Origin of the sequence: Roseobacter denitrificans OCh 114, from assembly GCF_000014045.1 — a bacterium.
GTDB lineage: Bacteria > Pseudomonadota > Alphaproteobacteria > Rhodobacterales > Rhodobacteraceae > Roseobacter > Roseobacter denitrificans.
In genome coordinates this window covers 4,082,718-4,107,144 of the sequence record NC_008209.1, presented here as the reverse complement: position 1 = coordinate 4,107,144, position 24,427 = coordinate 4,082,718, and the positions used below count along the sequence as shown (strand labels likewise).

General features: G+C 58.5%; 17 protein-coding genes. All 17 read right to left on the bottom strand.

From position 1 onward, the window contains the following. Positions 1–466 precede the first annotated feature (466 nt). The 17 genes from RD1_RS19360 to RD1_RS19285 are packed head-to-tail and all read right to left on the bottom strand — an operon-like array spanning position 467 to position 24,424. Positions 467–3,796 carry a hypothetical protein gene (locus RD1_RS19360; protein WP_011570278.1) on the bottom strand — a complete coding sequence of 1,110 codons (3,330 nt, stop codon included), beginning with the start codon at positions 3,794–3,796 and terminating at the stop codon, positions 467–469. Continuing rightward, on the bottom strand, positions 3,793–5,136 hold the full coding sequence (locus RD1_RS19355) for an ATP-binding protein (RefSeq protein WP_011570277.1): 1,344 nt from the start codon (positions 5,134–5,136) through the stop codon (positions 3,793–3,795). Before RD1_RS19355 ends, RD1_RS19360 begins: the two co-directional genes overlap by 4 nt. Beyond that, positions 5,129–8,206, bottom strand: a complete 3,078-nt coding sequence (locus RD1_RS19350) for a contractile injection system tape measure protein (RefSeq protein ID WP_011570276.1) — start codon at positions 8,204–8,206, stop codon at positions 5,129–5,131. The genes RD1_RS19355 and RD1_RS19350 overlap by 8 nt, the downstream gene beginning before the upstream one ends. Next, positions 8,206–10,464, bottom strand: coding sequence for a hypothetical protein (locus tag RD1_RS19345; protein WP_011570275.1), 2,259 nt, complete (start codon positions 10,462–10,464; stop codon positions 8,206–8,208). Before RD1_RS19345 ends, RD1_RS19350 begins: the two co-directional genes overlap by 1 nt. Further along, complete coding sequence (locus tag RD1_RS19340; protein ID WP_011570274.1) at positions 10,461–11,321, bottom strand: hypothetical protein; 861 nt, start codon at positions 11,319–11,321, stop codon at positions 10,461–10,463. The genes RD1_RS19345 and RD1_RS19340 overlap by 4 nt, the downstream gene beginning before the upstream one ends. Beyond that, entirely contained in the window at positions 11,318–15,430 is a 4,113-nt protein-coding gene (locus tag RD1_RS19335; RefSeq protein WP_011570273.1) for a hypothetical protein, read from the bottom strand. The genes RD1_RS19340 and RD1_RS19335 overlap by 4 nt, the downstream gene beginning before the upstream one ends. Further along, positions 15,423–16,370 (bottom strand): hypothetical protein, encoded by a 948-nt coding sequence (locus RD1_RS19330; RefSeq protein WP_011570272.1) that lies wholly within the window; start codon positions 16,368–16,370, stop codon positions 15,423–15,425. The genes RD1_RS19335 and RD1_RS19330 overlap by 8 nt, the downstream gene beginning before the upstream one ends. A gap of 3 nt (positions 16,371–16,373) precedes the next feature. After that, positions 16,374–16,811, bottom strand: a complete 438-nt coding sequence (locus RD1_RS19325; protein WP_011570271.1) for a GPW/gp25 family protein — start codon at positions 16,809–16,811, stop codon at positions 16,374–16,376. Position 16,812: 1 nt separating this feature from the next. Continuing rightward, positions 16,813–17,103: a PAAR domain-containing protein gene (locus tag RD1_RS19320; RefSeq protein WP_011570270.1), complete on the bottom strand. Its 291-nt coding sequence runs from the start codon at positions 17,101–17,103 to the stop codon at positions 16,813–16,815. A gap of 26 nt (positions 17,104–17,129) precedes the next feature. Continuing rightward, positions 17,130–18,896, bottom strand: coding sequence for a type VI secretion system tip protein VgrG (gene vgrG / locus RD1_RS19315; protein ID WP_011570269.1), 1,767 nt, complete (start codon positions 18,894–18,896; stop codon positions 17,130–17,132). A 7-nt stretch (positions 18,897–18,903) separates the two neighbouring features. Next, positions 18,904–19,590, bottom strand: a complete 687-nt coding sequence (locus tag RD1_RS19310) for a hypothetical protein (RefSeq protein ID WP_011570268.1) — start codon at positions 19,588–19,590, stop codon at positions 18,904–18,906. A 3-nt stretch (positions 19,591–19,593) separates the two neighbouring features. After that, entirely contained in the window at positions 19,594–19,767 is a 174-nt protein-coding gene (locus tag RD1_RS21195; protein WP_011570267.1) for a hypothetical protein, read from the bottom strand. Further along, the gene (locus tag RD1_RS19305; protein WP_011570266.1) at positions 19,767–20,222 is read right to left on the bottom strand and encodes a phage tail protein; all 456 of its coding nucleotides are present in this window, start codon (positions 20,220–20,222) and stop codon (positions 19,767–19,769) included. Before RD1_RS19305 ends, RD1_RS21195 begins: the two co-directional genes overlap by 1 nt. A gap of 5 nt (positions 20,223–20,227) precedes the next feature. Continuing rightward, positions 20,228–20,686 (bottom strand): phage tail protein, encoded by a 459-nt coding sequence (locus tag RD1_RS19300; RefSeq protein ID WP_011570265.1) that lies wholly within the window; start codon positions 20,684–20,686, stop codon positions 20,228–20,230. A gap of 25 nt (positions 20,687–20,711) precedes the next feature. Then, positions 20,712–23,099 carry a phage tail sheath C-terminal domain-containing protein gene (locus RD1_RS19295; RefSeq protein WP_011570264.1) on the bottom strand — a complete coding sequence of 796 codons (2,388 nt, stop codon included), beginning with the start codon at positions 23,097–23,099 and terminating at the stop codon, positions 20,712–20,714. A 15-nt stretch (positions 23,100–23,114) separates the two neighbouring features. Continuing rightward, entirely contained in the window at positions 23,115–23,855 is a 741-nt protein-coding gene (locus RD1_RS19290; protein WP_245897150.1) for a hypothetical protein, read from the bottom strand. Further along, entirely contained in the window at positions 23,852–24,424 is a 573-nt protein-coding gene (locus RD1_RS19285) for a DUF4255 domain-containing protein (protein WP_074958697.1), read from the bottom strand. The genes RD1_RS19290 and RD1_RS19285 overlap by 4 nt, the downstream gene beginning before the upstream one ends. Positions 24,425–24,427 lie beyond the last annotated feature (3 nt).

Genomic DNA, 24,427 nt, shown 5'->3' with positions numbered 1-24,427 from the left:
GCCAAGGTTATAATTCTGTTTCCCAATAAGCAATTTATTTTACTCTTGGTCAACGGGGAATTCGCGTTGGGCGTCGGTAAAAAACCGGTTTTCACCCAAGATCCGCGCGCTCAATCTGCTGAAAGACGCGTATCGGAAACTTTTTACCCGGTGCCCTTTGCGCGGCCAGGAAAATCTGCACCGGAGTTGGTGTGCGAGAATCCATGCCAGCGGGGTTATGCCTTTTAAACTCTGTTTCTTGTAACCTGTGTGCAAGCCCCTGAACAGCCCGGTTTCCCGCTATGCCCGACACAGACCTGTTGACGCGGAAAGTGTCCCGCGCATTAAGGCGTCGGGTCCGCATTTCTGGTGCGTTTGGCAAACTGCTCAAGGCTCATGCGAAAACCTGACCCACGTAACGCGGTCTGAAATCAAAGGGTTCAACGCGTTACGTGAGACTTGATGGCTCAGGTGTTTCGTCTGACGCTCAGGGCATTGGGCCGTTTTTGTGCCGTTGGTAGGAGCTTACCGCCAACATGACGCCAAGCACCCCGATCAATGTCCACATAAAGCGACCCGGCCACACAGCATGCGGATCACAATTCGCCAGAATGAAGAGCGTTGCGATCAACACGACATGTCCGGACCACACAAGGCCGACCCACATGAAGCGAAAGGCGATTTGATCGGCCAGCCCACTGTAAAACGACCGCCACGTCAAAACCCCGACCAGAATGAACAGAGCAATCGCGCCCAGCGTTATCCTTGCACGGTTGGGGCACCAGTAGTTGCATGTATTGGTGATAATGGTTTCAAACCCTGCCAGTGAAGGCGGAAGCTGCTTGTCGAAGTATTTCGAAATTATCGCCGTCATTTCGGCGTTATCGTCAGACTGCGGGTCCAGAACGGGCCAGAATCCGATACCGGAAAAGTTGTCCTTGAAATAGACGACGTCATCGTCAAATTGCGAGAACTCCTTTGCGGGTGTGGTGTCAAAGGCGTCTTCGTGCGGGGTGCTCTTGATAAATCTGTGCCCACCCGGTGGGACCACAGGAATGATGCTGCGCAAAACGTCTGCGCGCACCGGCCCCTTGAACAGGCCCTCTTCCATGCGCAGGCGCAACTCCTTTTTTGCATCCGATGTCGGACGCTCCAGAAACAGGAGGATCTTGTCCACGATCTCCACCGTTTCCCGACTTGTTTCTGTTTGGGTGTTAACGTCCTGAAAGGGGTTCAACGCCGATAGGAAATTGCGCAAAAGGCTTTGATCCTTGTCGTTCAGCACCCTGATTTCGTTCGGGACCAGTAATTCATAAAGATCATCAAAAACCCCCGTGCGCTCTTCGCCTTTGTTCTCGGGAACCACCGGGAAGTCGAAAGCGACGTTGATCGTTGTGTTTTCCCGATCTGGCAGTTCCTGATAAACGCGCCTGATGATCGACACCATTGTGCGCATGTTGTCTGCATCAGTCAGCCGGGTGCCCGGGTAATCGTGAAAGATCAGCGTGACGCCATCGGGCTGCATCGGATCAAACAGGGTCGGAATGGCGGCGGTCACGTTCTGCGGCTTGCGCCCTTCAACCCGGTTGAAAGCACCCATTTCGGTTGCAATGTCATCCACGACATATTCGATGTCCGCCGGGGTCCAGTCCATCCAGTCGCGCAAATCGAACGCCAGTTCGGCCTTGGCTCTGTATTGATGTGCTGAATTGATGAATTGCCGACGCGCCGCGCGCCATTGACCACGATTGTACAGCAGCGCGCGATCACCATCCCCCTTAGTGAACTCAAGCCCGTAAAAGGCGATGTGATCAATGACGCTGAAATCAACCTTGGTTTGTTGTTTCGGCTCTGTCTCCTCGGCTTCGGGGTCTTCTGTCGGCACAGATCTGGCGGGTGGCTGTGCCAGCCAAAACGGATAAAAACCATAGACCTGCAGATCTTCGCTTTTGCGTTCTGGAACGCACTTGCAGTCCTCGATTTCGAACGGCTCATAGACACGGGTGACTTCAGGGTCATCAATCGTCTTCTGCGCCGCCTGAACGAGCCGCTCGGTGACAAACCTCGACAAATCGCCTTTTCCATCGATCTTGGCGACATTCGCAACGGCCTCGGTGAAGAGACGACGGCTGGGGTAGGCAACACCGATGAGCGGCTTGAGCCGGTCCGCCAGACCCTCTGCCGTTACATCTGCGACGGTGGCCTGAATAAAGGGCAGCGCGAGGATCTCGTCCTGAAGTGCCTCCGTCAGTGTCCAGTCGGAGGTCACGGAGGGCTCAATCCCCTGAACCTGTGCCTTGACCTTGCGTTCTGCCTGAGCGGTCGCGGCCTCCTCCAGCGCGGCGCGGGCTTGCGCGCGCATCAGTTCAGGCACGGTGACATCCGACAGCGGCGTGTCCTGCAAGGCCTGCGAAAGCTCCGGGTTATCGATGGCTGATGCCACCGCCTGATCGGTGGCATCGGTAACCGTCATGCGCGGTGTCGGGTCCGGTTCGGCATCGGTATCCAATTCCAGCAATGCCGTATCCGTGGGCGGCGGCACGGGTTCTGATGCGGCCGCCAGTACATCCGCAGCGGCATCCACTTCCGCGTCGATTGCGTCTTTCTGTGCGTCCATCAATGCAGTCTGGATGCGATTGACCAGCCCTGCCTTGGTGGGTTCGCGCACGGTGATCATGTTTTCGACAACGGGCAGCGCGGTTTCAAACGCGGGGTTGCCCTGCAGTTTATCCGTCACCGAAGGCCGCAGCAGAAAGGACAGGGGCAGCTTTTCGTCCCCCGTGACAAGCTTCTCGATCTCGTCAAGGATGCAGTCTCCGAGGTCTACAGCCAGTACCGGGCGCAGATCCCGCCACAGCGCCTGCGGGCTGTCATGGCCCGGATTATCCGCGCGGAATCCCTCAAGGATCGGGGTGAGCGAGACCAGAAAGTTCAGATCAGCGATGTCGCTCTCTTCAAGCGCATAGTAGGTCAGCGTCTCTTCAGTGGTTTGGGGCGAGCATGGGCCACCCGTGTAGGGCGCAGGCACACCGGATTGCGCTGCATATTCGTCGATGAGCTTGATGACCGCGTCAACTGTTCCGACCAATCTGCGCAACCGGTTTTCTTTCTCTTCCGCCGCGATCCAGACGATGAAACCCCTGCTTTGTAAGATACTCAGCGCACCGGGGCGTCTTGCCTCGATCTGGCCGAAACGCTCCATGCCTTGCTGCCATGCATCCAGCCCCCCTGCCACGGGCAGAAGGTCACATATCTGGACCTCGGATTTGTCGCGGAAAATATTCGTCAGAGTTGTCAACGCCTGACTTGCGCTGGGGATTTGAGCGAGAACACCGCCGGAGGTTGCGCAATCATAGGTGAGTGCCCGGCGGCCAAGCGCCAGCGTTGTCATCGCCGTCGTGCCCGCAAGCCGCAGCGCCAGTGCCGGGTCGCCTTGCGCATCAGCCGGTCCGGGCAGGCTCATGGTGAAGAGTTGCGTTGACCAGCCGGGCCAGTTTTGTTGCAGCCGCGCGTATTGTATCGTCAACCGCAGCGTGGCGCGTACATTGTTTACGCCGTCGGGCATCGGCACATCTTCGCACAACACGCGCAATCGCTCGCGTGTGTATATTCCCAACTTGCCGTCCGTTAGTGCCGGGTTCGCGTCTCTATAGGCGGTGCGCAGGCCCAACTGCACCTCGCGGATGTTCGCGGGGGCGAGTTCATCGACCGTGATATCGTCAAAATCCGAGCAGGCGGCGACAGCGGCGGTTGCCATCGCGATGGTAACCACAAAAAGGGCCATCATATGACGCAAACTGGTCCTGAGGAGGCTCATGATGTTCGTCCTTCTTTACGCATTTCGGCTGCGATCGCGGATTTCAGGTCTTGCGCTGCAACGGTTTCGGCCCCTCGGCGCAGAGCACTCACGGCGGCATGGCGGACCACATTGGAAATGGCTGCACCGGACAGGTCGTAATCCATCGCCAGTTGTTTGATATCAATCTCGGGTGCCAGTGGCACGCTGGCCAACGTGTTGCGCCACAGCATCTCGCGTTCCGGCGGGGTGGGGCGGGCAAAGCCGATGGCACTTTGGAAGCGGCGAAAGAACGCGTCATCAATGTTGCTGCGCAGGTTGCTGGCAAGGATCACAAGGCTTTCGCACTCTTCAATTCGCTGCAGCAGATAGGAGACTTCCTGATTGGCGTAGCGGTCATTGGACGAACTGGTGGCAGTGCGTGCCCCAAAAAGCGCATCGGCCTCGTCAAAGAACAGAATCCAATCCCGTTCTGCCGCCATGTCAAAGATGATCCCCAGATTTTTTTCCGTCTCTCCGATGTATTTGGAAACGACCATCGACAAATCCACGCGGTAGACATCAAGGTTGGTGCGCTGGCCCAAAAGTGTTGCGGTGAGTGTCTTGCCTGTGCCGGGCGCGCCGTAAAACAGTGCTTTGTATCCGCGTCCGAACTGACGCCCGAGCCCCCAGTCACCAAGGATCTTATCCCTGTTCTGCAACCACGCCAGAATGTGATCAAGTTGATCGCGTATCGCTGCGGGCAGGATCAGATCGTCCCAGCTGAGCCTCGTGCTCAGACGACGGGCCGGAAAGTTGGGCGCAAAGTCTGGCCGGGGCGGCGTGCCATCACAAAGCGCGACGACGCGGTGCATCGGCAGGTCCAGCCGACTGGCCTGCGACGGAGGGGTTTGCACAAGTGACACACCCGCTTGCAGGCGCAGCGCGTGTTCCGGTTCAAACAGGCGCATGGCCGCAATGCGCGCGGCCGTATCCGTTCCTGCAATCAGGAACAGTGCGGTTTCCACGGTCGGCACAAAGGCCGTGCTCGCATCAGGAAGGCCGCCGAACTGGGAAAACGCGCGGTCGATTGCGGCATTCTTGACGTAAAACGGGTCCAGCACGGCGGAGTTTACATGCGGCGCGATGGCCAGGGCCAGCACAAGCCGGGCCTCGGGCGATAACCCATGTTGCGATATCAGATCGGCCAGCACCGTGTTGCCTTGGTGCGAAGGTGCGCGGGGCAGGTCAAATGCGGTGTCAGCCCCCTTGAAGAAGTGTTCGAGGCGTGCCGCGATGACCTGTTCAAGCCATTTGATTTCAATGGCGACGGCCCGGGCATTCAGTTTTTGCACAGAGGCGCGGTCATTTCCGTCAAGCATCCGGGTCCTCCCTCCATGTGACATGACAGGGCAGGGGCATCCACGGCAGGACAAGACGGTCGATGCTCCAGGGCAATCCATCCAGCAACATGTCAAACGGGCCGGGCGTGACGCGCAGATGCGTGCCCGTCTCGTCAAAACGCAATGTGCCGGTGCGGCGCAAGAAGGTCTCGCGCAGTCCGTCCGGAGACGTCGCACCAAGTTTCCCCCAGCGCGCGACGACCGAACGCAAAAGGCCGTCCATAAGCGCCTGTGCGTCCTCATCCGGCGCAAGCGGCATTAGCAGGGGGGATGCCGCATCAAGGCCAAGGATGACGCGGTGAAACGGGTCAGGCGTTGGCCCCGGTGTCGTATCGGCAAGACAGTGCAAGGCGCCGAGTGCTTTGGGGTAGTCCGCTTCATGCAGCGCCTTGCCATCCCATTCGATTTTCAGCCGTTCAAACAGAAGGGTGAAGAACGGACCCAACAGTACAAGGCCCGCGACCTCGGTTACCAACAGCGTTTCGCTGTCTGTTTCAGGCGGTTTTTCCGGCACGTCCGTTTGGGTAAGCGGAGTCGGCTGGGGTGTTGTCTCCAGAAGCGCCTCGATGGCGCTATGTGTTTGTCGTCTCAGCGCAGTTTCATCCGCACCGATCGGAATGCTGAGCCGAGCGGCAACCACACGCAGCGCGGATTGTCGCTTTTGCGCATCCGGTTCGATTTCCTGCGCTGTCGCCAGAAGGTACTCCGAAAGGGTGAGTTGCGCGCTATCACGCGCGAGCAACAAGGTGAGCGCCGTGCGCAAATTGGCCGTTCTCAGCGCAGTTTCATCGGTGGGCTGTACCATGGGCCAGGCGCGCAAAAGCAGTTCTGCTGCGTCTGAAAACTGCGTTCTATCCGGCGCGGCCAGCGCTTTGCTCAGGGCGGCGGCTCTTGCGATGAGATCCGCGTCGGAACGTTCACCGGCCGGTTGGTCTGGCGGTGCGCCCGTTTCGGGATTGCCTGCGGCTGCTTTGGTGGGATCAGACGTCTCTGACCGGGTTTCTGTCTGGCTTGATCGCCGCTGATCTGGTTCCATGGGAACGGACCCGTTGGCCGGTCGCGCCAGTATCCGCTCAATCTCGGATGGATGAAAACCGGCCAGGATCATCACGGTTTCTGCCAGACTGCCGGTTGTGCGCGCTTTCTTTTCCAGATGCGGTTGCGCCGCCGCTTCCGGATCGGGGTCGGACGGGTTTTCGCGCTCCGTCGCCCCATCCTCTTCTGCGGTGGTTTCCCCGCCCGTGCGCTCTGCGGGAGACATCTTTTCAGCGGGGGTTTCGACCCTTTGCGCAAGGTCCTCGAAGTCAAGCAAATCGCCGTTGAGTAGCGCAAGCACCGCTTGCTGCATCGCAAGGCGCGGCGACTTTGCGCTGTCTCTCAGTCTTGAAAGATGCGCGATCAGCAGGGTTGCACCGGGTGGCAGAAGCCTGCGGGCAAGGGCAAAGGCGTCGGCGGTTGTGAGCTGCGCAACTGCCTTGGCAAAGGTCGCCGGGTCTGACGCAAAAAGGGCTGCGATGCTGTCAGCCTCAAGCGGGGCTTTGGCGAGCAGCGGGCCTGCATCCGACTGCGCTTGTGCCAAAAGCCTGACCAGTACATTGAGCGCGCCAAGGTCGGACGCTGCATCGAAAACCGCAGTCGGGCTTTGCATCAGCTGTGCGATACAAACATCTTTCGCGGTCTCTCCGGGCCGGATGCCCAGAGCTTGCGCAATTTCGGTTAACATGAGGGCGTCCGCTTCATCACTCGCTGCGGCAGGTTCCGCAGTCTCATGCTGCGACGGACTGGGGTTTGAAACGGCGCGATCCCGCTCAGGCTCTGGTGGTCGCACCTCGCTAGCATCCGGTTGGCTGTTTTGGCGCGGTTCAATCTGATGCGCTTTCGTCGCCTCTGGCGCGCCATGCGCGCCTTTGGCTTGGGGCAGGTTCCCGCTGGGTGTGGTCGGTGATACTGTGGAACTGTTCACGCTTTTTTCAGGCGAAGCTTGCGATCTCGCAACCTCAGCAGCCGTTTGTGGCTGTTCTGGAGACACCAGAGATGCTGCGCCAGATCCGATATCCAGAAACGGCAGCAAACGGTGAAGAAGCGCAAAAGATCGTTCGCGGGCGACCGCCCCAGGAACGCCGGCCTGCAACAGGCCGTGTATCAGATGCTTCCTTGCGTTGGTCAGGCGCAGACTGAACGCATCAGAGCCATTGAGCGCTGCATGCAAATCACGCGCGATGTCCGGCGGCGACGTGGTCGCAGCCGCGTTTGACGCTTCTGTAACCGGGACTTGGTCTGGTTGCCCTGCCTGCGGATGCCCCGACTGTTGCCCGGACGGGGCATCTTGCGTGGCAGCATGCTCGGTGCGCGTTTCCAGAAGCGTAAGCGCCCGGGAAACCGTGTGAGCAAGCTCACCCGTGAGGCGTCGGTCCAAGGTTTGTGCCTCTTTGGCATCTGCGGATGAGGCCGCGCGCAGGATGTGCCGCAGGGCCTGACTTTCTGCTGAGCGACGATCCAGCCGCGCCAGAATCTTGGGCAGGGTTTTGTTGCCTGACGCAGCCTGCGTCCAGCGCATGAAGGCGTCGATGTGATCTGCGATCTGCTGTGGCAAGGCGGTCGGTTGATCCGTTTCCGGCTCTGTGCGGACTTGCGCGTCATCAGCGGGATCGCTTTCGCTCTTTGGCAAGGTGGCGTGCGATGTCGCGTCGTCTTTCGGCTTTGCAGGGACCGCGCGCGGGCCAGAAGCCGTTGGCGCGGGGGGCAGGTAATCCGCAAGCGCATATCGCAGCTTGGTTGCAAGCACATAGCGCACGTCTGACCAGACGGGATCATCGGGCCAGTGGCCCAGATCAATCTCGATCCGGTCTGCCCGAATGTCGATCCCGTCCCACTCGGGCGCATCAAGGACATCGGATAGCGCAGGCAGGATTTCGCGGCGCACAGCGGCCAGCAGGGTTTCAGGCGACGAAAGCGGCCCGGTCAGCCGGGTCACATGAAACGCCGCGTCACAGTTATCGATCCGTGCAGATACAGGTTTGGCAGGATCAGATCGGGCAGGTGTTGCCATCAACTATCCCGACCCTCCGCTTGTGCTGTCGCGGGCATGTCCAGAAAATCCTTGAGCGCCTTCAGATCCTGTGTCGCGCCGGATTTCGACTTCTGTTTTAACGCCTCAAATGTGGCGCAGGCATCAAAGCCCAACCAGCGCACCCGCACATGAATATGTGCCGGGGCCAGCGCGTTGACCTGCGTTTCAACAAAGGTGCGGAAACTTGGCATCGCGCAGCGGGCCGTCCATCCCGGCAGGATCAGATCAGCCACGTTGGGGTCGCACTCATCCCCACAATCGCGCAGGGTGATATGTTCGATCAGAACAGCCCTTTCAGAGCCTCGGTTCAGATGCCGCCATGTGGCGCGCAGGTTGACGACGGTCTGCTGGGCCTCTTCCTTTTTCTCACGCAGCCCGACGCGGCGCAGCGGTCCGAAGGCGCCGGGATCGAGCAATATCTGGTACTGCCCCGGATAGGGTGCAATCGCAAAACTGTCCGATTGCGTCAAATGTGCAAAAAGCTCTGTCGAGAGCATCCCGTCACTCAGAAAAGGCGACAGCTCCGCAAGCGCATCCTTGTCCAGTACTTCGTGCCTGTCGGATTCGGGGACGATCATGTCAAAGGGGCTTGTGGCGGAAACCAACTCGATCTCCTCCGCCGTTGCCGCGCTTGCCAGTGTCGGCCCTTGCGTCAGGCGCAAACCGTAGTCTGTGAGCAGCCCCGTCAACCTGCCATCCGTGGAAACATCAAGATCGCACAGCAGGGCCAATTCGCGCAAAAAGCCGCCCTGCTTCTTGTCAGTGTCATCCGGTTCAGCGTCATCCGGTCCGGTGGCGCGCGCTGCATGCAGTGTGGGCAGGGCAAACAAGTAATTCAGCCGCCACGAAATCTCGAACCGGTGGCGTGCACGGGTCGTGTGATAGCAATGCAGACCACTGTGCCGGGTGGGCGGCATTTCGCTGCCCTGCAGCGCGATCAGATAGTCCAGCAAGGCAATCCGCAGCCGGTGCTTTTCCGCATCGTCATTCTGCACCTTGGGCTTGGCCTTGAAAATCTCGGGCAATGTGTTCAGATCATCCACCATATCGCAGAGCAACTTGTTGATGCTGCTGCGATATTCGGCGATCAAAGTGCTGGCGTCATTTTCCCGGTAGCCCCGTGCACGGTAGACAAAGGGCAAAAACGCATCCACATGCGATTGCGAAAACTTGCGGTTGCGCCCAGGTTTCATGACGTCCCAGTCCGGTGCGTCAATGTGGTGATCGGCCTCGGCGATCTCGACGGCCTTGATGCGCACGACCTCTTCTTCGATGCGTTTTGCATTCAATGTGACGGGGGTGCCATCCATCGTCAGTGTGACGCCGATCTTTTCGGGAAATGCCGGCAAGGCATCAGGAGATATCGTCTGCAACTCTTCTTCGGGCATGGTCGGCAGGAAAGAGTGAAAGTAAATCTCATGCCCCGGTCTTGGCGTGAACCCAACAGGCAGTTTCAGCGTCAGATGTTCTATCGTCTCCACGCCCGGCAATTCACGCAGCTTTGCCAGATACGCGCTGAGGTCGATTTCGGGTTCCTTGCGGTCCAGTTTCTGTTCTGTACGGCTTTGTGGCGGGGTCAGCAGGCGCAGCGGGTCATCCCAGACATCCTTGCGCGTTGCCGGTCTTTTGGGGTTTCCGATCCCTTTGAGCAAGCGTGCGATGCCATAGTACAGATAGGCAGCGGTCGTTTCGGGCAGCATCTCGTTCTTGATCTCGATCGTGCCGCTCAGCTTGACATAGACGGGTTCCGCAATCGTCAGCCTGCCCAGATCCGTGCCCAGGGGACGGGCCGCCGCAAAAGCCTTGCGAAAACGTTTTGCCAGTGCCTGTTTGTTTTTCACATCGTCCGTCGGGATCAGCGTGATGTCAAACAAGCCCGGACGCTCGGGGTCGGGTTCGGCGACCGTGACGCTTTCGACCTCCTTGCAGGCACAGAGCCACGCCGCCAGATCATCGCGGGTCACAGGCGTCGTGTTCAGCACCTTTCGCGGACGAAACAAGCCGAGATTGTGAAAGCAGAAATTACCACGCTGATTTGTCAGCAGATCGCGGGTCGGAAGCCCGACCTGATAGGCGATCTCGCTCAGCGCAAAACAGGTTTGTTCAAGCAGCGTAACGCCGGGGTCATGCAGGTTGTAATCTGTCCAGATCTTGCCGGAAGCCTCTTGCGCATAGTCCACCGCAACGCGACGCAGATCGGCAAAGTCTTCCAAAGGTTCTGGCGGCTTGGGGCTCATAGCAGGTTCGCATCCCTGTCTTCTTTGCCCCGCGCGCCCAGCATCGCACTGTCGAACCACAGTTTCGTGATGTAATAGCGCACCACCTTGCCCTCGAATTTAGCGTTGGTCTTCAGTTCAAGAATATAATGGTGCTCCTTCTCGTCATCCGCGACCCAGCGCAGACAGATGCGATCCGCATAGCTGCCATACATCGCCGTTTGCGTCTTGATCGACCGCCGCCGAAAGAACCAGTTCAGAAACCGGTTGCGCGGATGATAGGCATTCATGGCAATGGCGCGCATGATGGAATAGCGCCCTTTTCCGGGCTCCCCGCCGGTGCCCGCCACCACTTCGAGGATCTGGCAGCCGGTCATGGCTTCGGTGATGGGGTGCCAGCCCCGGTCGGCGGGCACGGTTTTGTACTTTGGGGTTGCAACGCCAATGCGCCCCTGCATCCGCGCCACACCACCGACATCAAAGCGCCATTCCGGCTCTTCCTGGTTGATGCCGATCTTGCCGTCGCGGGTCATTGTCATGTTTGGCGGGAACGTGTTTTCGGCCTTGCCCGACGGTTTGGCCTCTTCGTCGATCTTCAGCCCATCCTGCCCTTCATCCGGGCGAAAATTGAGCACACCATCTTTTTCGCCGTGCTCTATGATCCACGACGGTTTGGGCGTCCCCAGCCCCTGATACAAGCTGAGCACCTTCAGTGATGATCCGACTGAATTCAGCCGCAGCCCATCCGTGTCGGTTTTCGCAAAGCCATCATCGACCTGATTTACAGTGCTGTCGATCAGGTCACCGAACTCCTTGGCTGTGGGCAAAGCACCACTGCGAAAGAAGGATTTGAGAGTGGGGCGGTCTTGTTTGGTCACGGGACGGTCCTTTGGCCGACAATCAGCATCTCGCCCAGGGTGAGGCTTCCAATGCCGGCTGCTGTTGGTTGTTCATCTTTGAAATCGGGGACGATTGTTAAACCATGCTCCACTGTGGAAATGGGCAGGCTCCATGGGAAATGCGGTTTCAATACGGGACCGTACAGTCCGCGCCAGTCCGATTTGGTCTGTGCGGTATCCAGCAGACTGAAACACTTCTGGTCATCGCCAGCCAGATGAAGAACAGAAAAATCGGTGATCTTTTCGATATAGTCCTTTTCAGCGATATGGGCGCGCAGCATCTGGATGTTGAGCGACCAGCCAAACCGTTTCATCGAGGCATCAGCAGTCCAGACGGACAGGAACCTGCGCAGATCGCGCCGCAACAGTTGGGCGATCGCTCCGTTTTCCCGTTTCACGTTGGCGCTCAGTTTGGCACGCACTTGAAGCCGCTCAAAAGTCGGGTTCACAACGTCGATGCTGCAGGCGTCGGATGTGTAATCTGCCAACCACTTTTGAATTGTGTTCAGCGTCGTGACGTCAAACAGCGCAGGCTGGGGGTTTCGCAAAACGGCCTCCTCGGATTGTTTGCGCGCCACCACGAGCGTCATGTGACCCGGCGCAGGCGCGCGGGTCTGTGTGTGCAGATGGGGCAGGCATTTGGCCATCCACACGTCCGGAAACTCTTCGAGCACCAGTCGTTCCATGTCCCAGGGCGTGACCCCGCGTCGGCGGTGACGCAGACGTTCGCCCACCCGGGCGAGGAACATGTCGCGCGGCTCAGGCGGGCGTGACGTGCCGGGGGTCGGAATTTCCGCGATACTGGTCAGCCCCGGCTGCGCGGGTGTGAAGCTCCAGACGCGCGGCGCGTTGTCTTTCTGCCAGGTGTCGTCCATGCGGCGCGCCCAGACACCATTGACCTTGGCGGCGGATAGGCTTGGGAATACGTCGACGTTGGGTTCGGTGGCGACCGCCGCGAACCAGACGCCGCCTGCCGGCATTTCGGTGGAATGATCTGTCGCATCATCGGGCAGGTCGATCACAACGATGCCGGAGCGCATCAAGCCGACGGTCGTGTCAGAGGAAATCGCGGTTTCAGGCAGTTGTTGCCAGCCATGCGCCGAAAGATAGAACCATGATAGCGGGTTGCGCGCCGGGACCCGGCGCAGATGTCCTGAAGATGCCAGATCAATCGTCAGCGCGGTCGGCCCAACCGTATTGGCCCCGGTGAGTTGAAAGTAAACCTGCCCATACCCAAGCCGTCTTGGGAAAAGCTGTATCTGTTTGTGCATGCGCTTTGGAAACACGCTCACCGATCCAAAGGGGCCGGATTGCCGCACCTCTTCACCGGCGCGCGCGGTCTCGGGGGCGTTCAACTCGATCATCCCTTCAGCGGTGTACGAGAGCGAAAAGCTGGCGATTTCCGGAACGAAGGGGGCGGGCGGTATCTTGCGTTCGCCCAGGTTCACCAACCGGGGGCGCATCGCGTCGACCAGCGCCATCGGGTAGCGATCCGTCAGAAACCCGCCAGCCGTGCCTGTCAACGTAAAGCGGATCATGCCGGCGCGGATGGTCTGGCGTGACTGGTATTCCTGCGCCGATACAACGCCCGTTGCGGGGATTGACCGCCCCGTGATCTTGCCGGAGAACTCCCACTCGGGTTGGAGCGTGCCCGACGCGCCTGCGCTTTGGAAAAGCGGCACGGGATCAGCGCTCACGGTCTTCCACCCGGCGCCGCTGAGGTAATCGATGGTCAGCTTCGGGTCGGGAATGTCGACACCGCGTCCGTAGCTGGCGTAATGGGTTTCAAACCCGCCAACCGGGTTGGGCATGCCCGACCACTCAAGGCAAACGTTGATGCTTTTGACAGGCTTGCGCGCCATTTCAGCACAACCGACCTGAAACGTCGCCCCCTCGGAGGGGCGCGGCCCAAAGGGTTGAAAGGTCTGATCGGTGACCAGCGGGCCGTCGTCGGAAAACGCGGCCAGCTTTCGCAATCCGGTGACCTGCGTGCGGATGCTGATGGTTTCGATGGCGTAGGCTTCGAAAAAAGACACCGGACAAAGACGCGCATCCGTCGCATATCGCAGTGCGAGGCGCGGCGCATCTTTTGGCCCGGTCAGGGCGGGTGCGCTGGCATCATACCGCATGCTGAGCATGATACCGCCCTGCGCGCGCTTTTCCTTCAGCGGCAGAACCTGCATGATATCCGGGCGCAGCGGGCCATCATCCGTGGTGATCGTCATGGAGAACGCATCACCCAGCAGGCTTTGAAACACATCCCTGAGCGGGTAGTCGATCTTGCCATCCGGGCGCTGTGAAAAAGCGGCGAAAATCATCGAGTTCTGTTGCTGCTCGTAGCTTTTTCGCGCCGCGCTGTCTGTTTGGATGCCCTCGGGCTCGACACCGATCAGTTCGCTGCGGTATTTCTGGACCAGCGCGTAAATCTTGGCCCAGTAATCGCCTTCGGGGAAGGGGTGTTTTTCAATCAGCGACAGCGTCACGATCCGGCCCAGCAGCAGGCGCAGATGCGCGGGTTTTTCGACCTTGTCCATCAGCACCGCATAGATCAGCGCCAATGATGTCGTCATATTGTGCAGGCTGGCGTATTCGGTGACTTCGAGGGTCAGCTCCTCAATCGCATCGGCGGTCTTGAGGTCCTTCCTGTCGCCGTAGAAGGCCGAAATCAACGCAGGGTCTGCCGACAGGGCAAGGCGCACCTCCGGGTCCCTGTATTCGGGGTCCGTTTCCTGCGGGGTCAGGCGCAGTTTCGGTGCCTTGTCCGGGTCGGCGACGGCGGCCATGGCACCGGTTTGCGTGCGTCTGGGATTGGCCTCGGCCTTGCGTTTTTCCTCAAGGGCTTTGACCTCCTTTTCGGTGAAAACATAGGAACCCGCAGGCAGGTTTGAATCGCGGCTCATGTGCAGGGATACTTCGATGCGCCGGGTCCCTTCGGCCAATGACAGCATGGGTGATGAAATATCCAGCCCGATATCGGGGTCCTGTTCTGTCCCCGACCCGAAGAGTGTTTGCGCGTTATGCGCCGTCCCTGTGTTCAAACTGGCCGCACGCAGTCCGGTTATACCACCCAAAGCGCGATTGTAGGAAATGTGATTGTCCATTTGATAGCTGAGCACCTTGACGTCGCTCACCACGGCGGGGCTGACCGGAACGCCGGTGTCCGTTTCAAAGCGTTGCACGCTGCCATCAGGCAACAACGCTTCAAGGGCTGTGCCTTGCGGGACGAAGCCGGGCCGGGGGACGCGGCCAAGATCGAGCAGGACCATCTCGGGACTGGCCGGAGCCGGGGTCTGTCCAATGATCTCCTGATAATAGAGATCCGTATGACGATCCGGCAGTTTGTTGAACGCGGCATCCACATGCTGTGCTGTGCGCAATTCGGCAATGATCAGCCCAAGGCCCGGGTCAATCTCGCCGGAGGCGATGCGGGCGTCAAAGGCCCCCTGTGCCGAGGCTTGCAGGGAGGTCACTGCATTGCGCAGCAACGTGTGGACGCTTCGCAGCCTGTCGCGCAGGGCGCGGGCCTCTGCGAGCGGGCCTGCCTGCGCGCTGGCAGCCAGAACCGACGGGTGTTTCTTGGCGATCCGTGTCAGTTCCGCAGGCCCCTTGCCGTACATGTCCGCCAGCAGGCCAGAGAGGTTTCGTTCCTTGTTCAGCTGGTCAATCTGTTTGGAAAACGGCACGGGTGATTCAAGCTGGATGCGGCGCAACCAATCGGTCAGTTGATCCGAAAGCTCCCGCGTCAGGGTGAGCGCTTTCGTGGGCTCGTATTCGAGGGCTTCGGCAAAGGCAAAACCGGCATCACCCGCCTTGAAGCTCAGGATTTCTGCATAAAGATAGGCTGGTTCGTTCTGAAACAGGCGCGCCCAGGGCCGTGCATATCTGTCCTCCCGTGCCAGCGGCACATCCGCAGCCCCCAGTCTTTTGCCTGCCTTGCAGAACGCTTCGGCGAGGCTCTCGTTCCGGACCCTGAAACGGCGCGGTGACAGCGGGCGCGGCAGCCTTGCATCGCTTTGTGAGCCGGGCGTGACGCGCAGGCCACCCCATTCTTTCGCCTGTTGATCCGTTGGGCGCACCGTATCAGACATCACTTTCCTGCTCTTTCACCTGATCTGACAGGAACGCGGCTATGATCGTGCCGTTGTCGCTTTGGATGACCAGAACCCCGCCAAATGAAACCGGCGGGGCGGGCCGCTCTGAGGGCGCAAATTGCGAGCTTTCAAATAGTGCGCCAAACGGGGCCGGCTCCCGGTCCGTCTTGAACGGGGCCAGAACAGGCCCGTCGCCTTCCTGTACGCCCACAACCCCTTTGCCACTGCTGACAAAACGGGTTCCGCACAAAAACAGATTGCGCCATATCAATCGATCAAAGGACAATTCCTTGTCGAAGTCTTTCGCCGTGAAGCTGCCGCGTTGACTGGCGTAACCGGCGTTCATTTCAAACCGCCCGGTGGCCTTGGTCGTTTCCAGCTCCCCTGCGTTGTTCGGGGCAATGATGCTGAGCGCGACCTTGCCCGCGTAAAGGGTTGCGCCGGATGTGGGAATCTCGCTGATGACGGCAGCGGGTCCGATCACCATCGGGCCGGTGAAGTTAATGTCGTTGATGGCATATGTCACATCATAGACATTCGGCAGCTTTCCCGGCTGGCCAAATCCTGCGCGCAGTTTGGCACTGGCCTTCTTGGTGCCGATAAAGGTCGTGCCCCTGATGTCTTGCGTCTCGCGGGTCTGGGATTTGTCGTTCAGGTCTATCTCTTCACTCAGACCGTTGCTGTTGCTGCGCCCGTTCACCAGCACGGGATCAAAGGCAAGCCCGCCTGCCTCGGCCTGCCGCAAATACCCCCCCGACAAGCGGTTTTGCGTCTGCTCGGAAGCGTCACAGGCCTGATCTGGTGTCAGCACCTCCACCCTCTTGACCGGTTCGTCCCGGAGCCGGTCGGCAATGAAACCACACCCCGCAAGGCCGATCAGGGCCAGAGCAATCGCGGCACCCATGCGCATCAGGGATATGGGGGGGGCGTTGATCATATGCTAAATCGCCAGCATGGGGGTATCGGCCACCAAGGTGCCTTCGTGGACATAGAATGGATACACCATGTTGGAACGTGAATTTGTCTGATCCACGGTATAGTCCAATGACACGCGCATCTTGCCACCCAACCAGTCGGTTGTATCCACACTGACCTCATGCAGGGTGATGCGGGGTTCGAAAAACAATATGGCCTGACGGATGGCCGTTTCGATTGCGGCCTCTGTTTCCCCGTCGTTTGTCTCGAACACATAGTCGTGCAGGCGGCAGCCGTAGGCAGGCTGCATGATCCGTTCCCCGGGGCGGGTCGCCATCAGGATACAAAGGCTTTCTTCGATGTCCGGTTCGGCCTGAACCATCTCAACCTCGCCGGTTGCTTTGTCGAAGGTAGGCGGGAAATGCCAGCCGCGTCCCAGAAACCCCGGATCATTCTCTGACATATCAGCCCCCTATGATCACGGTTGGTGCGCCGACCAAGATGCTGCCCCCGTGCGATGTGGTATCACCCATGCGCGCGGCCGGTTTGCCGCCGATCATCACGGTTGCCGATCCCTTTACGATGGTCGCAGGCGGGCCGACGCAAATGCAATTGTCCCCGACCACAGCCGCCGGCATCTTGGCGATCAGAACGGTCGCCTCTCCGGGGCCGGCAATGGGGCCGCCCACATGTGGAACAATGCCTGTCACCATCGGACAGGTCTGCATATCGGTTAGTCTTGCTGCTGGTGGCATTTCCCCCGCCCCCTCTCTTGCTGTTGTCAGTTTATCATCACCATACCGCCTTCGATCTTTGTCTGACCGCCCGCCGATACCTCGGCCGTCGCACCGCCAGAGCCGGTAAACCCGATCTGCCCTTCGCAGGTCACGTTCTGACCGGATAGGGTTGCGTCCATCGTCGCCTTGGCCTCTATTTTGCCTGTTGCGGTCAGGGTGATATCCTTGTCCGATTTCAGCGCGATGCCCGAACTGTCCATCTTGATGAAATTGCCGTTCATGTCTTGCATGCTGAAACTGCTCTCGTCGTCATCCATGACCAGCTTGTGACCGCCCGGGGTCTCGACCGTGATGATCTTCTTTTCCTCATCAAAGATCACCTTCAGCTTTTCGCGCGTCACAATTGTCTTGATGTGGTTTTCTTCGGTTTCCGTCTCAGGGCGCTTGGCTTTTTCGTTGTGCAGTGATCCGACGATTATCGGCGCGTTGGGGTCCGCATTCAGGAAGGCCACGATCACCTCGTCGCCCACCTCCGGCAGAAACTGGATGCCCGCCCCGTCAGACGCATAGGGTTGCGCATAGCGCGCCCAGACATCCGATCCTTCAGGCCCTATCATCGGCAGAGAGATAAGAATGCGCTGCTTGCCCAGGGGATCATCGGCCAGTTGAACAACTTTACCAATCTGAAGGCCATGGATCGGGGTTGTTATCGCCTCAGCCGCGGGCGCTGCAAGACCAAAGCTGTCGCTGGTCCAGTCAGGTGGCAATCCGAGCCGGGTTTGTGACGTCCACTTGCCCGCTTCGATCATGTGGGACACTGCCGTGACCAGACCCTTGCCGCCGAAGCGTTTCCCGGTATTGGAAATTTCAAGCACATCCAGCGGCGAGATTTCACCACACCCCGGAAACGAGATGCTCCCGGATACGGCCGCCAGTTCTGAGCGGATAACCCGGGCGTTGGCCATCTCCTTGAGATCCGATGCATCCACTTCGCGTGACGTGCTGACCTTATGCGTCCTGTCCCCAAGGTTTTCCGCGAAGTCGCTATACTTGGTATCACCAAAACTGAGCTTTGGTTTGTAATTGCTTGGGCCAGTCACGCGTTCCTGGCTCGCTTCGTCCCATGCATCCTGTACGGCGTTTTTGATCGTGCGGTTGGTTTCCAGTGAGATGTCGAAATCGATGATGTCCATGCCGAACGTCACCAGCAGCGCTGGCGCGACGGAACTGTCGGGCTTGGCGACTTTGATTTCACCTTCCTTGACGGACACCACGAACCCGTTCCGATCTGCAAGCAAGCGCAGAAAGTCCCAGTCAGTCGCGCCAATGCGCAGTTGCGTGCCCGCTCCGGTCTTGACTTTTTCGACGGCACTCTTCAGCCCGGCATCGGTGATGATAGCTTTCATCACGTCGCCATCGTTCATGTCTTCATAACGGGCGGAACTGCGTGTTTCCGTCAGCTTGAGCGCCTTGTCGCGACACAGGACTTCGAGCCTTGCGCCCTGTTGTGCGTCAAGGCGCGCGCGTTGGGAGGTCACGATGCCCTTGAAAAGCTGCTGATACCCGGAATCGCCAAACCCGGCTCTGATTTCAATCTCGGCGCCCAATCCAAACAGGGAGTTGTCCAGTTCTTCGAACTCGTCAATTTCCACGGAGTCCGATTGCACGATAACCGTCGCCTCGGGAATGCGGTTAAGCTCATGTGTGATGTACATCGCCTGTATCGCCAGATCGTCAGGCACTTCCGACCCGTCCGCTTTCACAGAGATGGTAAGCGGGCCGTCGGAATTGTCTAATGGACTTGCTGGCATGGCTTTGTCACCTCATCGGCGGGAAACGGAGCAACGTGTTCGGCTCCAGATCCCTGAAACTGTCTAGGTCGTTGAAGGCAGCAATGGCGAGGTATTTGCCCGCATCCTTGTAGATCCTGTAACACAGCATCGGCAGCGTATCCCCGCTTTGCACGCGCACCACATGGGTCAGGTCGGGCGAGCGGCGTTTCGCCTCCAGCGCCTCCTGTGCGGCCGTGCGCGCCTCGATGAAATTCATCGTGATCTTGGCCCGCAGCGCGGTCCCGTCGGGATGAAACAACGTGTAATCCACGGCCATGTCAGTCAGCCTGCCGAAAAACGCCTTGAGACCCTTGCCCCAGATGATTTTCACCGCCGTCGGTTCGTGTTCATCACCGTCATAATCATAGACGATCTTGCGCAACTGTTCGAGTTGCGCGGCGACGGTCTTGCCCTTGGCATCGGGCACGACGCCCGTGCCATCCACCGTGATCGAGAACCCGATCTTTTCAGGGTCGGCCATCGAGTATTTCGGCACGGTGCCGGATTTTCCGACGGGCGCGTCCTTGTTGTTCTTGGTCCCGGTGTATTGCAGAGAATAGTTGTGCTTATAGCTTTCGGGGTTGATCGTCGCCTGAAACGTATTGGCCGCACCGCTTTTGGGTTCGATCTTGCTGGATTTGATCGCACATTTGATGATCTTGAGCTTGGCCACTGATCAACGCTCCCGCGCGCGGCGTGCCGCTTGTTCCAGCTTTTGATCGACATCGCGCAACACTTCCTGCCTGAGCGCTTCAAGCGCATCGCTCAGGTCTGGCTGCGCTTGCGTGCTTTCCGGTTCGGCAGGCCCAAAGCGACCCTTCAGGACAAGCGTTCCAATCTCGACAGCCATCAGGTTTTCCTCTTCAGGGTGGTATAGGCCAGTTCGATTGTTTCGACGGCCAGTTCGTTTTTCATCGCGTCAAATCCTCCTACTGTCCACTTGACCGGATAGGCGTTCCCGATGGACCAGACGGCCACCGGGTCACGCTCTTCATTCAACAACGACACCGTAATGTCCTTGGGTTCGATCGGTTTCGACAGATCGTTTTCGATCGTGGCCTTGCACCATTTCACCAGACCACTGTCCGCAGGCGTCATCCCGCGCTTGAGCTTGAGGTTGCCCTGTTTCAGCGGCTTGGGCAGTTGGTGGACAAAGCGGTTCTCGCCGCCTTCCACCAGCGCTTCGGTCTCAAGGCCACTTTCGAGCCCTGACACCTCCTGAAATGCCGTATCCGACACGGGCGGCGTACCGCCCACGAACATGACCGAAAAATGAAACGCGACAGGCGGGCTAAGCGGGTCCATCGGCGTCAGGCGTTCTCGATGACAAAGCCTTCGTGCGCGATCTCGATGCTTTCCACCGCGACCTCATTGCCCTCGGCTTTCAGATCCGTGCCCGTGACCTTGATGGGAAAGGCGTTTTGAACCTTCCATACCATCGTCGGCGCTTGCGCTTCATCCAGCAAGGAAATCGTGATCGCCTTGCGCTTGATCACGTTCATCTTGATCTCTGCAAACCAGTCAAACAAAGCATTGTCTTTGACAAATACGCCTTTTTTCATGGTGATATTGCTGTATTTGATCATGCCCGGCATCTTGATCTTGGAAAAAACCGGGTTGTTGCCCGCGCGATATTCCAGCGGCTCGGACTCGATGTCGAGACCGGAAACCTCCTGAAACGCCAGTTCCGTATCGTCCCATTTCACCTGAAAATGGAACTTGGGAAGCGGCCAGATTGCCGTTGTTTGGGCGGAGCCATCATCTGCCATAGTCTATATCCTTCTTGTTCAATTCTTATGATTTCTGCATTTGTTGCTGGAACGTGATTTCGATGAATTCCGCAGGGCGCGAGACGGCCACCAGAACGGTGATCAGCAGCTTGCCTTCCAGAATATCCACCGGCGTCATCGTCTGACCCAGACCGACTTGGACACTGAACGCATCCGTCGGCACCGCACCGGCAAGACCGCCCGCTTTCCAGACCGAGGTCAGGAAGTTTTCGATCATCGACCGGATCGTCACCCATGTCTGCGCCGTGTTGGGTTCGAACACATAGGCCTTGGCGGCCAGCCGGATGGATTCCTCGATCATGATCATGGTGCGACGCACGTTGATGTAGCGCCAGTCCAGCGAGTTGCCGTCAAGCGTGCGCGCGCCCCAGACCAACGTGCCTTCGCCCACAAAGGGACGGATCGCGTTGATCGATTTACCGGTTGTCGACACGTTCAGGTTTTCCTGTTGTGCATGGTCGATATTGACCATGGGGCCTGTCACCCCGGCAACGGACACATTCGCTGGGGCCTTCCAGACGCCGCGGGTGTTATCCACGGCCGTGTAAATCCCCGCCATCGCCGCTGCTGGTGGCATGGTGTTCATGTATTTGGTGATGGCGTTCATCACATCGGTGTAAAGCGGGACCAATACGCGCATGGTTTTGTCTGTCGTCTTTGCCGCCTGATCTTCGGTCGTGTCGGTTGCCACGATACCGTCCACAAGAATCTTGATCTCCTTGGGGGCGGATAGTCCGTCGGCGGTCATGAATTTGTAGCGCACGGATGTCTCTGCCCGATCAAGGGCAGGGTCAGGCGTAAACTTGATGGCCTGCGTGCCGTCGACTTCCCAAACACCGATATCCTTGCGCGTCAGTTTTTTGTCCTTGACCGCAAGGATTGCCGCAGCTTCGGCGTCCTCCAGTGTTTTGGCAGCCTCCGCCTTGGCGGCATCTGTCGCATCCGGGGGCAATGCATCAACCGCCGCAAGCGCCTGCTGGACGGCGTCATTGTCCTTTTTGACGGCAACGGGGTCTATCTCATCCGCGCCCAGCAGAACCACGTTCTCGATGGTCACACCATCTTCATCGACGGGGATGCTTATGGTTTTCTTCTTTTTGACATCCGGCAAAGCGAGCACATCGCTGCCGATCAAGACGGCGATCTTTCGGGCAGATGTCTGCACGCCCTCGTTGTCCGTGATGATCAGTTCGAAAAAGCCCTTGTCGCTTGTGTCGCCCGTGTGAACGTAGCGTACCTTTCCGCTGTCGATGTCGTCTTGCGTAAAGTCATAGACCGGTGCCGCTTCTTTCAGCGCGTCATCCGTGGCATTTTTCGCACCAAGGACGATTTTGCCCTTCATGTTATTTGTCAACTCGGTGAGCGCCTCTGTATCCATCGCATTCTTTGGCGCACCGACGACTTTGTATTTCAGCTCTTTGGCATCGGCCAGATCATCGGCTGCGTGGATGTCCGAATTCTTGATGACGGATACGCCGCCCTTGGTGACGGAAACGGTGAAGTCACCGGATACGACCGCTGTCCCGACTTTCAGGATTTCCGGCACGATGGTCTTGTCCATTTTGACGCTGGACTTGAGCAATGAGATGAAAACGTTGCGGTATTTCTTCAGTTCGATGTTTTCAAATGTGAAATCGCGCGACTGGTAGACCGCGCTGTCGAGCCATGGGTAATAGGCCGCCCCATAGTCGAGATAGTTTGTACCTGCGTCATTGCGGAAACATTTGATCGGATCGCCGCGCGGGCTGCGCTCATCCAGATAACCGCCATGAATATCGAGGATCGCAAAACGGTTTTTCATCTTGAAGCCGCAATGGGCCAGCATCTGCTGCTGCACCTTGAGCGAATTCTGACGGGTCAGGCGCGTGGTTTCCGGAATGACCAGCATCGTCGGTTCGGGTTCTTTTTCCAGCCGCGTGATCGCATTGAGCATCTTTTGCGCGTCGATCTGGTCCTTGTAAGACCCGATGGAGGTTACATAACACGTACCGCCCCCATTCAGGAAAAACGCGCGCATGGCGCTGTAAAGCGTAAAGGCGGTATTTGTCTGGATCAGTTCGTATTTCATGGGCCCTGCCGGGCCGTCGACCGTAAAGACGGCCTGCGGCAACTCAGCCGCTGTGGCCATGTCAGCATCGTCACCGTAGGGCTGTGCGGATTTGCGTTCTTCGAAGGGCTTGATTGCGAAGAGAGGCTCGGACGCGCCGCCAAAGTAGTTGTGATACTCCGAGATCGAATTGATCTTCATCGGGGTCTCGTGCAAGGAGACGTTTCCGTTCACCGCTTTTTCTGTATAGCCGATAAACGCCGGAACGGCCGTGGCGACCTGTACGACGGAGTTGGGAAAGGCGTTCTTTTCGACAATGTAGACGCCGGGGGTTTTCATGACCATGCTGCAGGTCCTCCTTTAAAAGATCGAGACGTAGATGTCAGATTGAATGAGTGCGCCGGTCCCGTCAGGGGCTGGTACGGTTGCGAACAGGGGCTGCGGTGCAGGCAGTACGGGAATGAGAGTGCGTGGACCAAAGGGCCCGGGTTTTGAAAGGCTGAAGCGCTGGCCGGGCCGCGCCCGCGCAGGCAGGGCATCGCTGGAACGCAGGACATTTGCCGGTCTGCCGTCTGGCAGCACCCTCACGCCCAGAGGGGAAAAGGACACACGCCCGTCCGGGTCCTCGATCATCACGTCGTCATGTCCGGGGCCTATGACGTGATAGGCCCAATGCGATGCGATCGCCTTGAATGCCACATGCAGTTTGCGATGCAATCTGGGCGTGATCCCTATGTTCAGCTGCGCAAGCCGCAAGTGACCGGGTGTTTGAGCAGGCAGCGCGTCTTGCGTCAGCGGGTCCAGGGTCGCGTGATCGGTCCCGGTCGTCAGGTCGATTTGCGGGACGTTGTCCCAGTTTCCGCCTGCCGTGACGGTGATCACATCAGTGCTTTGCGCATGCAGGTCAATCGCAACCTGCGCGGGCAATTCAGGTGTATCTTCCTCGGCAAGAATGAATCCTCTGCCGCCTTGCTGGCGCAGCAACAGCCCATCCTTGTCAAAGCTGTGCGCATCATTCGGGCGCAGCGTCACCGGGGGCATATTGGGCGCATAATATTCATGCTCAACCGTCAGTTCTGCCAAAACGTCCCAGCCCATCATCCTGCCTCCGCTTTGGCAGAACTTGCAGGCGCGCGGATGAGCGGGGTGATGGATTTCACCAGACCCGCGTCGATCATCACTGAGCGGACCTTGAACATGACCGATGGCACATATCGCCCACCAAGGTTGCCCCACAGCTGACCGATCTCTTCAACTTTGAGATTGGCAATGTCGATTGACAGTTGCGAGATACCAGAGGGCATCTCGGGCGTATTCTGAGGGGTCATGACGGAATTCGACTGGAAGAACATCAGCGCCGCCGATACCAGCTTCAAACCCTCTTCGTAGATTTCAGCGTCGTGACCGGAGGCGAGCATGAAGTAGATATCAAGATGGACGGGCCGTGCCTGTCCAATCTGCGCAACCCCGCGTGCCGCGTCATTTCTCGGCATGCTGTCCTGTGCGATATTTGTCACAAAGATGGTTAGCCGGTTTCGCGCCTCTGCCGACGGTTTACCTTCTGCGTCATTTAGGGGTCCGATTGCCACAAGGTCTTCAGGAACTGAAAAGAGCGCGGATAAATGCGCGTTGAGCCGGTCGCAGATGAGCTTCAGCGTGAGGTCAATCATGAG